Raw genomic sequence first — 12,245 nt, 5'->3', positions numbered from 1 at the left:
TTTGGTTATAATGAGAATCACAAAAGGCGTCTAAAGAAAAAAAGGAGGTGGGTGAAAAAGTGCGGCATCAGGAGCTGATAGAGAAAATGACTTTGGAAGAGAAAGCCGCATTTCTGACAGGAAAGAATGAGTGGTGTTCCAGAGACTATAAACATCTCGGAATTGAAAGTATTACCTTTGCAGATGGGCCGAGTGGAGTCCGCAGACAATATGGAAACGGAGACCATCTCGGTTTGAATCCATCGACGCCAGCCACCTGTTTTCCATCCTCGTCCACGCTGGCAAACAGTTGGGACGAAGCGTTGGAAGAAAAGGTTGGAAGCGCGCTGGGGCAGGAGGCGGCATTGGAAGATGTCGCCGTATTGCTGGCACCGGGGCTGAATTTAAAGAGAAATCCGCTTTGCGGCAGAAATTTTGAATATTTTTCAGAAGATCCGTATTTGTCCGGGAAAATGGCGGCAGCTATGATAAGAGGAATCCAGAGGGAAGGAGTCAGCGCTTGCGCAAAGCATTTTGCAGTAAACAGCCAGGAAACAAGGCGGATGGCAGTAAATGCTATGCTGGATGAGCGGACGCTCCGGGAAATGTATCTGACGGGCTTTGAAATCGCCGTAAAAGAAGGAAAGCCGGGAGCGGTTATGTCCTCTTACAATGAAGTGAACGGGGAGTATGCGAATGAAAACAGGTTTCTGATGAAACAGATTCTGCGGCAGGAATGGGGATTTCAGGGATTTGTCGTCACCGACTGGGGCGGCGGCAATGATTTTACAAAAGGAATCCGAAACGGCTCCAATCTTCAGATGCCGGGCTGCGGATTTGACTGCGCAAGACAACTTTTGGCAGCAATAAAGGATGGAAAGATTACAGAAAAAGAGGTGGATGAACGCGTTGATGAGTTGCTGCAGGCGGCGCTGAGCTTACCCAAACAGTCCCGAGAAAAGAAAAAAGAGCTGGAAAAGCAGAAAGAAGAACTGCATCGAAGCCATCACAGGCTCGCGCAAAAGGCGGCAGAAGAAAGCATGGTTTTGCTGAAAAATGAAGCAGAGATACTTCCATTGACTGCTGGAACAAGGGTTGCGGTGATCGGGGATTTCGCTTTTGAGCCGAGATATCAGGGAGTCGGGTCATCCAGTGTCAATGCGATCAGTGTAGAAAATGTAGTAGAAAAAATATCCGATACAGACCTTATGGTAGTCGGGATGGAAAGAGGTTACAGACGGGATGGAAAAGTGGATTACAATCTGGAAGCGCAGGCTTTGGAACTCGCATCCAAAGCGGAGGTGATCCTGTATTTTCTGGGACTTGGAGAAACGGAGGAATCCGAAGGACTTGACCGGAAAAATTTTGAAATACCGCAGAACCAGATTTCTCTTTTACAGAAGCTTACAGAAAAAAATCCGGCAATCGTCGCTGTACTCAGCACGGGAAGCGTTGTCGACATCGGATGGAAAATAGACTGTCGGGCAATTTTGCATACTGGATTGTCCGGCGAAGCTGGAGCTGGAGCTGTTTTGAATGTACTGACCGGGAAAGTTAACCCAGGAGGAAAGCTGACGGAATCCTGGATTTGTCATTATGACGATACGCCGTCCGCTTTTGTTTATCCTGCGAAGGAAAGAACTTTGCCATATGGGGAAGGAATCTATGTGGGATATCGCTATTTTGAAAAAGAACAGATTCCGGTATCCTTTCCCTTTGGATTTGGACTTTCCTATACGACCTTTACGTACAGCGGTCTGGAAGTGGAAGAAAACGGAATTCGCCTGCGGTTAAAAAATGTGGGAGAGATTGCCGGAAGCGAAATCGTACAGATGTATGTGGCGCTTCCGGACAGAAAAATCGAACGTCCGGAGAAAGAGCTCAAGGGATTTGCAAAAGTTTATCTGGAAGCAGGAGAAGAAAAGGAAGTCTGCATTTTATTCGATGACAAAACGTTTCGGGTGTTTGATGAAGAAGCCGGAATGTGGGTAGAGGAAGCGGGAACGTATCGGATTTTCGTCGGCAGCAGCAGTCAGGATATCCATCTGGCAGGAGAGATTTTCCAAACTGGATTACAAAAAGACGGGCAGCACATTCTGGAAGTCCCGGGGAGTAAAACACAGATCTGGAAGACAAGGATGCAGGCATGCAAAATGTCTGGGATGGGAGAAAATACCGGAAATCCGGTTTGGAATGGATATAAGGTTCTGCAAGCAAATGATCCGCTGTCGGATATGCGATATGCGAAAAATCCAGTCGCAAGGTATATTGCAAAAATGCTGAAAAATAAAATAGAAAAGGCGGAAGAAAACGGGCAGACGCCAGACTTAAATACACTATTTCAATATAATATGCCGTTCCGTGCGATTGCCAAAATGACAGGAGGAATGGTGTCCGCCAAAATGGTGGACGGACTTCTTCTGGCGGTAAACGGAAAGACAGGAAAGGGCCTTGTAACAGTAATCTTCGGTTTCTTTGAGAATTGGAAGGCCAATAAAGCTTATGCAGCGATTCTTGCACAGCAGGAAAAAACAGGCGGGGAAGAGGGTGAACTATGAAGGAGCTGAAAGAGTGGAAAGAAAAACACCCGGATATCTACGAATTTGTCATCTTCAATATCCTGTCAAACTGTGCGACAATTACGAATTTTGCAGTGATGTGGGTCTGTACAGAGGTTGGGTTTCGACGCTTTCGGGAAATCCCATTTCAGGTGTTTGTGTTTGACTACACAACAAAGGAAAGCAGGATGCTTTGTGGATTTTTAAGCTTTTTAGTGGCAACGGCAGCGGCGCAAACGGTAAATTTTTTTGTACAGAAAAACCTGGTTTTTCATTCGGATGCGGCATTTGGAAAAGCAGTATGGAAATATGCAATTCTGGCAGTCGTTCTGGTGATTGTTTCGACAGCGCTTCCGGCTTACAGCCAGAGGTGGTTTGCGGGGCTTGGCATTTCGGAAACGATTATTCCGACGCTCGCTAATATACTGAATATCCTTGTGCAGGTTGTGATCAGCTATCCGGCGATGAAATTCTGGGTAATGCCGGAGAAAAAGAAAGAGAGGACAGCAAAGGAGAAAGGAATGCAGAAGAAAAAGAACGATACGGAAAAAGAAGAGGGAGGAAACTTATGAAACGCAATACAGCAATTTTACGTGGACTGGCGGCTGTGACAGCACTGGGAACGATGCTTTGTACAACTGCGACCACACTGACATTTACTTATTCCGGAATTATCAATTCCTATCTGAATATCAATACAACGAAAATTATTCAGCCGGATAACGCGAACGGTGTTGTAGAAGCTGCCTATGATAATGAATATGGAACAGACAGCAGCAATAACCAGATGGCGATGCTTCTGGAGCTGGATGTGGCTTCGGAAAATATCACGCAGGCGGAAGAAGGAACGGTGCTTCTGACCAATCACAACAACGTGTTGCCGCTTTCCAAAGATGCAGGAGTAACTTTGTTCGGTAACGGTGCATTCCATTCCGTAGGGACTTCTTCCAAAAGCCCGTTTGATGCAATTGTGCCTGCAACGCTCACGTCTGCGCTTCAGGAAGCGCTGGGAACCGATCAGGTCAACGCAGTGCTGGGCGAGCAGGTATATGCGGAGCTTGGAACGACGAGCGGGACAACCATTGTAGAGGGAGATATCGCATCCGTAAAAGCGAACGAAAGCAGCTGGCAGAACAGCTGTAACGATGCGGCAATTGTTGTTTTATCCAGAGCCGGCGGAGAGAGCACGGACGCTGCAATGAAAACAGAGGAAGGCAGAAATTATCTGGCGCTTAGCAGTCAGGAAGAAGATCTGATGTCTTACTTAAAGCAGCAGAAGGAAGCGGGTGTATTTGGCAGCATAATCGTATTGGTCAATTCTGAGCAGGCGATGGAGCTTGGCTGGCTCGATGAGTATGACGTAGACGCGTGTCTGGTAGTCGGCAGACCGGGCGCAGTAGGTTATACCGGTATTGTAAATGTGCTGACAGGCGCAGCAAATCCTTCGGGACGTTTGGTAGATACCTATGCTTCCAATTCTCTGTCCGCACCGGCAACTGTTTTTGCAGGAGAAAATACACAGACCTGGGCAAATCTGGACTGGGTAGAAAACAATGACGTCGATTTTGGCACAGACGGTTCGGAAAACAACTGGATTGTGTATGCGGAAGGTATTTATGTCGGGTACAAATATTATGAAACCCGTTATGAGGATACGGTATTAAAAGCAGGAAATGCAGATTCTACGAAAGGCTCCAGTACTGGCAATGCATGGAACTATGCGGATGAGGTGAGCTTTACTTTCGGTGACGGACTTTCCTATACAACCTTTGAGCAGAAGCTGGATCAGGTAAAATATAATGCGGAAACCGATTCCTATGAGGCAGAAGTGACCGTGACCAATACCGGAGATGTTGCGGGAAGAGATGTTGTGGAGTTCTATGCGCAGACACCATATGGTGATTATGAAAAGGAAAACCATGTGGAAAAAGCGGCGGTTCAGTTTGTCGGAATGGGGAAAACAAAGCTGTTGGAGCCTGGAGCAAGCGAAAAAGTAACCGTGTCTGTGGACAGATATTTCCTTGCCAGCTATGACACTTACGGCGCAGAAGGCTATATTATGAGCGCAGGAGATTATTATCTGGCAGTCGGCAACAGCGCCCATGATGCACTGAACAATATTCTGGCAGCAAAAGGATATACTGCGGCAGATGGAATGGATGCTGACGGTAATGCAGATCTGACCTATACCTGGAACCAGGAACAGCTCGATACGGACAGCTACCGATATTCCGAAGAAAATGGAACAGAAGTGACGAATCAGTTTGACTTTGCAGATCTGAACTACTATGGAATTGACTTTACATATCTTTCCAGAAATGACTGGGACGGCACTTATCCGGCGATGATCTCTGTGGAAATGTCGGAAGAAATGTTAAAGGATATGGTGGCGAACTGGTATAATTCTGCAGATTATGATACCGGGGAAACCTATACGACCGGCGCAGACAATGGCATCGCCTTTGCAGATCTGTACTATACGGACTATGACGATGAAGAAACCTGGAACGCTTTTCTGGACCAGCTGACGATTGAAGAGATGCTGACCCTGCTTTCCGATAATGATGGTTACGAAGCAATCAACAGCGTTGGAATGCCCGGAATGAAACGGACGGATGACAATATCGGTATTGGTTCTCTGACCTGCACCGGAACCGATGCGCTGATCTGGGTTTCTGAGGTTACGACATCCAGAACATGGAATACAGAGAGATTTACACAGAGAGGTCATCTGTTGGGCATTGAAGCTGTTTTCTGCGATGCGAACGAAATCTGGTACGGCGGCGGAAACATTCACAGAACTGCATTTGGCGGAAGAAATAACCAGTATTATGCAGAGGACGGAAACTACGGATACCTTGTCGGCGCTTATGAAGCGGAGGCAATGCAGAACGTAGGCGTTATCTACTGCATCAAGCACTTTGCGTTGAATGATCAGGAAATCGGAAGAAATGGTATTTCCACTTTTACCAATGAGCAGGCACTGCGTGAGATTTACTTGAGATCGTTTGAAGGTGCATTCCGAGAAGGCGGCGCAATGTCTGTTATGACAGCCTTTAATCGAATCGGATGCGTTCCCAATAATGCAGATTCAGCGTTGTTGAATGATGTGCTGAGAGGAGAATGGAACTTTAAAGGACATGTTACATCGGATGGTTATTCTTCTCTGGCATATAAGAATCATTTCGCAGAGTTCCTTGTAACCGGTCAGGATTACTATTGCATGGATGCAGGAATGTATGGTTCTTCCATCGGAAAGCTGATCAATGAAGGAGACACGGCGCTAATCGGAGCGCTCAGACGTGCGGCGAAAAATGATCTGTATGTAGACAGCAGAAGTATTGCGGTAAACGGGCTGACAAACGGAAGCGTTGTTGTAACGATCGTACCGGGATGGCAGAAAGCACTGTTAATTGCTAATGCGGTATGCGCGGCAGGATTTGTCGGATGCCTGGTTGCAGGGATTGTAACCATGTTTACCGGTAAAAAGAGGGAGGAAAAAGTATGAAAGGGAAAAGTATGAGTGAAAAGCTCAGTTTGATCGGTGCAGGTATTGGCACAGTGACTCTGGTGATCTTCTGCATATACGGGCTGGTATATGATTATATGGATATTGCAGTTGCGTTCAGTCTTGTGTTGAGTGTTGCGTGTGGAGCAGGATATGTCCTGCTTCATGCGAAGGCTGTGGAAGTACTGAATCTGCTGCAGGTGATGTGCGTATCCTGGGGGATGGGGCTTTTTTTCTTAAACAGCTATCCCGTATGGGCAGACCGTTTAAATGGCATTGATATGTACGGATCGAGAGGCACGCTGCTGCCGGTTATTACCATTCTCGTACTGTGCTTTGCAACGGCGATTATCGGGATTGTTTCCTGCTTTATGAGAAAGGAGAAAGAGGCATGAGCGCAAAGAAAAAAATCGGAGTTGTCATGATGGCTTCCCTCCTCTGTGTCTGCACAGGCTGTGCAAGCTCTGTGGCAGATAACACGAATACTTACTTTTCTCAAGTGAATTCCACATTAAATACTTGGTTTGTGTCCAATCGTACAAAAAACGATGGAGAAGAAAGCTCCGGCAAAGCAAAACTGGATGCACCGGCAGATTTTACACTGGATGAAAACGGGAATTATTCGTTTACAGGAGTGGAAAACGCAGATTATTATCTGGTTTATTTCTGTGCACCGGATGCTGTAAACGATGAAGATGCGTTCCTGTATTCCAGCGATGCGCTGAAAGCAGACGGGAATGGCGGAGAAATCTATGAAGGAAATGTGGACGATTTATTACAGTACGGATACGGGGAATATCTTGTAAAAGTATTCGCGTTTCCCGATATGAATGACAATGAGCACTCGGTATCCGCGGCAGCATCGACGAGTTTCTCCTGTTCCGGAAATCAGGACGCGCCGGTCATCGATTACCTGTGGAATACGTTTGATGATACGGTTGAGGTACAGCTTTCCAATATCGATACCTATACCTATCAGAGCTATCCGGACCGTGTGGAAGTAACTTTTATCAATTCCGAAGACGCAAATGATGTGACAGTTATTACGATGGAGGATCTGTCCCCTGACAATAATACGCTGGTTTCGGGCGATTTGAAGAAAGGAACAACCTATGACATTACTGCGGTCAGCAAGAGCGACAGCGAGTATGTTTTAAACAGCGTATCGGATATGACCGATGTAGCGGAGGGCATAACATTTGATGATACAAACGTGATGTCGGAGAATTATTACTACACGGATGGAATTGCCAGAGCATCTTTCAGCTATCTGGAGGTTTGCGAGAATTTTGATCTGGAAAACGCAGGCGCGATGAACGAACCCGGCGTATCCGTAAAATTCACCTTCACAGCGACACCGACGGTTGCCAATGCGGGCTGTGCGTACAGCTATATTGTAGCAGGCGACTGCAGACCGTTCTCTTTTGAGGATGGAACGCTGGATCTGTATACAGACGGAACGTTTCTGATGTGCCAGAATTCGGAAATGCCTCCGGAAGGACCTTCGACCATTCAGGGAATCTGGAAAGATAACGGTGACGGGACAGCGACGTTGAGCTTTAACCACGCAACGTTGACGACATCGGTTGATTGATAGGACATTGACAGACGGATGATGGATGCTGGCAGATGCCAGCCGTCGATTCGGTTTCCTGAGATGCTTTTGTCGGGGACAGGCACTTAAACAAAATAACAATAAAATCCCATGTTCCTGCCGCGGCAGCGTTATGTTGCTTCGGCGGTGGATGTGGGATTTTTTGTGTTACAGAGCGGGACAAAGCGTTCTGGTATGGGCTGGCGAAACATTTATCGGAAGATGCCAGTCTGATAAGGATGGAATTTTCCAAACGGGCATGGTATACTCAACTCAACAAAATAAAGTGAGAAACAGAATCGGAACCGGTGGTGTAAAAATCAGCAGGAATCATAACAGAGCAGGAATTTTGGAATCCTGCATAAAATAAGGGGATCGATACGAGTCAACTACCCACGACCTAAAGGTCATGGGCTTGTAACTGCCCAGTCGTACTAACAGCTTACGCCTCCGACCTTTAACCCCAATAGATATCGCTATCTAAAGTGGCGTTACATCGCAGGGTGGTTGACAGCACCCTTTGCAACAAAGTTTACTCTGTTGCAACTGTATCAGGTACTTGGCTATCAGAAAGATAGTTTATTCCCATACGATACAGATTCATTGCTCCTATACGGTCATCATTAGATTTGTAACCGCAGTTTTTACAAGTAAACAAATGTATTTTCTTGTTACGGTTAGACTTTTCCGTATGCCCACAAGCAGGACAACATTGACTCGTATAACGAGGGTCTACCTTAATTACAGAAGATTGATTCTGCTTTGCCTTGTAAATTAGTTTCTGTTCTAAATCATAGAACGACCACGACACAGAAATATAACGGTCTTTTGTTTTAACACGTTCTGTAACATTACGAATGCCTGACAAATCTTCCAGTACAAAGAGAGTGTGCTTCGGGTTATTTTCAACGAGTGCCTTCGATACCTGATGGTTAATATCCTGCATCCAACGGTTTTCTCGCTGACCGATAGCTTTTAGTCTTCGCCTTGAAGATGGCGTATGTCGCATTTGGAGTTTTTTACGAAGCTTGGAATAGTTAGCACGTTTCTGTTTAATAGCTTTACCACTAACAAATCCAGACTTGTGATGACTGTCATAGGTTGCAACAACGAAGTTAATTCCTCTGTCAATGCCTACGACATTACAAATGTCAGAAATATTACTTTCTTCGACATCATAAGTTACTGGTATGTGAAGATAATATTTACCATGTTTGTTTGTGAGCTTAGCAGTACCAAACCTATAGATTGTGTGGTCAAAATATTTAGACATACCTTCAGCGAAATATGGAAGTTTCACACGACCACTCAGCGTATTCACAGAAAAACAGTTTTGCGTTAAAGAATAATCTCTGTTCCAAACTAAATCATACTGAGGTTTCTTGAAGGTTGGTCGTATCCATTTATTATGATTTTCGAGAATAGTTCTATATCTTGCAATGACCGTTTTCAAAACGGACTGAGCCATTTGCGATTTCAGACCAAATTTTTCTCTTAGAGTAGAATACAAAACTTTATTCAGTGAAAACTGCTTTAAATCATGAGTTTGGAATACATAGTCTGAAACATAATTACAGGCATCACGATAAACAGACATAGTTTCATCAAGCAAAACTTTATCTGCATCAGTAGCGACTATTTGAACTTTTGCTGTTATAGTCATCTGTTCCATAGATGTACTCCCTTCATTGATATTTCACTAGATATAGTATATAATAATGGTTAGTGAGTGTCAATAATTATCAGAGGCAGGCTATGGACAATAGATATAATCGTCATAACAGACGAAAATACAGTCTAAAAGTACATATAGTTCTTGTTAACTAAATATCGTAAGAAACTACTAAAAGGTTCTATTGCCGACGATGTTAAGTAAAAGATTTTTGATATAGCTAATACTCGTGGCTACGAAATAATCGCTATGGAAGCAGACAAAGACCACATGCATTTCTTAATAAGTTATGATACGACTGATAGGGTTTGCGACATTGTTAAGATTGTAAAACAAGAAACAACATATTACCTATGGCAAAAGTATGGTTCGTTTCTGTCTAAACAGTATTGGAAGAAAAGGATATTTTGGTCAGACGGATACTTTGCTTGCAGTATTGGAGAAGTATCGTCAGCGACTATACAAAAGTATATTGAAAGTCAGGGTTAATGGCGAAAGATTCACAAGGCTCCTCCCACCACCTGAAGGTAGTGGGTTTCCGCCTATGGCAAACGAAAGGATTTAATTTATGAAAAGAAAACAGGTGACAGCAGCATGTCTGATGGCAGCAACGATGCTGTTTTCAGGCTGCACGCCGAATATCAGTGAATATGCAGCGCGAGCGCAGCAAGCCGGAAAGAGCTTTTGGGAAGGGGAAACAACAGACGCTATGGCGCAGGATAGCGATGCTGCGGCAACAGCAGATGGCGAGACGTCTGAAGCAGGCGAAATACAGAATGTCAGTACAGGAACCGGTACCGCTGCAGCGAACGATGATGAGGTGCAGGATAGCACCGCTGCGACCGATGGTGGGACACAGGACGGCATAACAGCGACCGGCGGCGAAGCGCAGCACGGCGATACCGCGGCAACAGCAGACAGCGAGATGCCTGCGGCCGGCGAAACGCAGACCGACACCGCTACAGAATCTGCGGCAGCAACAGCTCCTCAAATTCCGGCCCTGATGACGGAAGTGACCGACTCCGTTTATGAAGCATACGCGCAGAAATCGGATGCGTTTACCGGTAAGCTGGCGGGACACGACCGCTTAAGCCGCGCAGAAAACACAGCGCTGACAACAGTTCTTTCGCAGAAGGAGTACGGTGACAAGACGCTTTGCCTGCAGAACATGGCGAAGTATGACAGCAATGCAAATGAAAGCTTTCTGCTGATGTTTGAGAGCACGCCGTTGACAGCGCGCGGGCGGATTTCCGGCGATCTCTGGTATTATGACGGCGAGTCGGCAAGGCTTCTGGAAAAAGGAATCGTCGTGACCGGACTGCAGCAGGTGACGGGAATTGGGAATCCGTTTGTTATTCTGGAAACGGAAGTCTCCGGCAAAAAACAGGCGGCTGTCTGGACAGTAAAAGATCAAAAGTGCGAAAAGCTTCTGGAGGATGCCGAGACGATCGAAGCGACAAAGGACGGCGTTTGTACGTTTTATCCTGCGGAGAAGACTGTGTACGATCCGCTGGTTTCGGAATGGGACAGTGCAGAAGAGACGGTTCCTGTTTATTATGAAAGAACAGCGGACGGATTTGCAGAGCGTTCGTATCGGGAGCTGACAGCGTCGGAATATTTGGCGTATGTGTCTGCAGAGGATTCGGATGAAGAGGCACAGGCGTGGAAGGAAGCGCTGGAAGAGCAGTTCTACACGCAGACGGATGAAAATACAGAATATACCTATTGGTTTTATGCAATTGGAGAGGATAAAATCGCCTATCGCTGCAGAGAAGCCGGGCAGTCGGTCGGACAGAAAGAAGGAATTGATCATGCGGTTGCGAAGTACAGCTGGTGTATCAGCAGCCTGGATCAGGGAAAGCTGACCAAAGCATCGGAGACGATCAGCGGGGATGGATTTTTCTTCCCGTCGAGATTGGAGCAGGAAGAAGCACTGGAGAGCCTGGAGGATATTCCAAACGAATTTACGAAAAACCGGTTGAATAAAGTGCAGAAAACAGCCCGCGCGGCGGTCGGTCAGGCGGTTGCACAGATTCTGGAGGTACAGGAGTACCCGGACGATGCGCTGTGTTTTGCAGAGACGGCGGATTACGATGGGGACGGCAAAAAAGAAACGTTTGCGGCGATCGGCAGATACGACGGGACATTCGGCGCGCCGGTATGCGACCTGTGGTTTGTCGGCGCGGACGGCGCAGTTTTGGAAGAAGAGAATTTTGCCTTTAAGGAGCTGGAAAAGCTGGGAAGCGCCTTTGTGCTGTATCGTGGCTACGAAGTGTCCGGCGTCAGCGACATGCTGTTTGGCGTGCAGGAGCAAGGAGCAGTGCGCCTGTTAAAACAGATGGGGCACTTTGAGCTGGATGATGACGGCGATCTGATGGCATGGACTGCCGGGACAGAAGCCGCGCCGGGATATTATGACATCAGCCTGCGCACACTGACAGAGTATCGATTAGAAGAAATCCGTGAAAAAGAGCTGTTACAGTATAAAAACGGCAAAGCAGTGTTAAAGAGTATCCTGCGGCAGGTTGGATCAGATTCCGGGAAAATACAGATTTTATCCGGGGAAAACGATAGGATTCATGTCAACCTTTCGGACGCGGAAGGAAGCTGGTACGAGACATGGAAAGTGGAAAACGACAGACTTGTACTGACAGACAGCGGAGAAGGCAGCGTAAAAGAGGTTCATGAAAGCGGTGATGTGTCCGGACAAAACGCAGTCAGTCAAAACAGCGCTGTATCTGAACGGGAAGCAGACAGCATCAGTGAAAACAATGCGGCAGCATCCGACCGGACAGGCAGCATCGGCACGAAGTCTGTGACAAAGAGCGGGCAAAAGTCAGAAAACGGGACAGAAAGCCCTGCCTTCGACTTCTCTGCGCCCGATGGGACAGCAAAGGAAACTCAGACAGAACAAGAATAGGAAATTACAAAAAT

The 12,245-nt window shown here is 46.4% G+C and carries 7 protein-coding genes and 1 pseudogene; 7 read left to right on the top strand and 1 reads right to left on the bottom strand.

Going from position 1 to position 12,245, the window contains the following annotated elements; all coding sequences use genetic code 11:
- Window positions 1-47: 47 nt before the first annotated feature.
- The 5 genes from OCV62_RS03335 to OCV62_RS03315 are packed head-to-tail and all read left to right on the top strand — an operon-like array spanning window position 48 to window position 7,639.
- The gene (locus OCV62_RS03335; RefSeq protein ID WP_317258834.1) at window positions 48-2,537 is read left to right on the top strand and encodes a glycoside hydrolase family 3 C-terminal domain-containing protein; all 2,490 of its coding nucleotides are present in this window, start codon (window positions 48-50) and stop codon (window positions 2,535-2,537) included.
- Window positions 2,534-3,109, top strand: a complete 576-nt coding sequence (locus OCV62_RS03330; RefSeq protein WP_262585122.1) for a GtrA family protein — start codon at window positions 2,534-2,536, stop codon at window positions 3,107-3,109. The genes OCV62_RS03335 and OCV62_RS03330 overlap by 4 nt, the downstream gene beginning before the upstream one ends.
- On the top strand, window positions 3,106-6,045 hold the full coding sequence (locus OCV62_RS03325; protein ID WP_262585121.1) for a glycoside hydrolase family 3 protein: 2,940 nt from the start codon (window positions 3,106-3,108) through the stop codon (window positions 6,043-6,045). Before OCV62_RS03330 ends, OCV62_RS03325 begins: the two co-directional genes overlap by 4 nt.
- Window positions 6,042-6,440 (top strand): hypothetical protein, encoded by a 399-nt coding sequence (locus OCV62_RS03320; protein ID WP_262585120.1) that lies wholly within the window; start codon window positions 6,042-6,044, stop codon window positions 6,438-6,440. The genes OCV62_RS03325 and OCV62_RS03320 overlap by 4 nt, the downstream gene beginning before the upstream one ends.
- A complete protein-coding gene (locus tag OCV62_RS03315; protein ID WP_262585119.1) occupies window positions 6,437-7,639 on the top strand; it encodes a hypothetical protein in 1,203 nt (400 codons plus the stop codon). Before OCV62_RS03320 ends, OCV62_RS03315 begins: the two co-directional genes overlap by 4 nt.
- A 532-nt stretch (window positions 7,640-8,171) precedes the next feature.
- On the opposite strand, the gene OCV62_RS03310 is transcribed toward OCV62_RS03315, so the two are convergent.
- Window positions 8,172-9,311: a transposase gene (locus OCV62_RS03310; protein WP_262585118.1), complete on the bottom strand. Its 1,140-nt coding sequence runs from the start codon at window positions 9,309-9,311 to the stop codon at window positions 8,172-8,174.
- Between the two features lie 83 nt (window positions 9,312-9,394).
- On the opposite strand from OCV62_RS03310, the pseudogene tnpA reads away from it, so the two are divergent.
- Together tnpA and OCV62_RS03300 are read left to right on the top strand one after the other, a co-directional pair.
- A pseudogene (tnpA, locus tag OCV62_RS18785) lies at window positions 9,395-9,800 on the top strand (IS200/IS605 family transposase).
- 79 nt (window positions 9,801-9,879) lie between these two features.
- Window positions 9,880-12,231 carry a hypothetical protein gene (locus OCV62_RS03300; protein WP_262585117.1) on the top strand — a complete coding sequence of 784 codons (2,352 nt, stop codon included), beginning with the start codon at window positions 9,880-9,882 and terminating at the stop codon, window positions 12,229-12,231.
- Window positions 12,232-12,245: the final 14 nt, after the last annotated feature.

Origin of the sequence: Gallintestinimicrobium propionicum, assembly GCF_025567525.1 — a bacterium.
GTDB classification, from domain to species: Bacteria; Bacillota; Clostridia; order Lachnospirales; family Lachnospiraceae; genus Gallintestinimicrobium; species Gallintestinimicrobium propionicum.
This window is presented reverse-complemented; position numbering and strand designations above follow the sequence as displayed.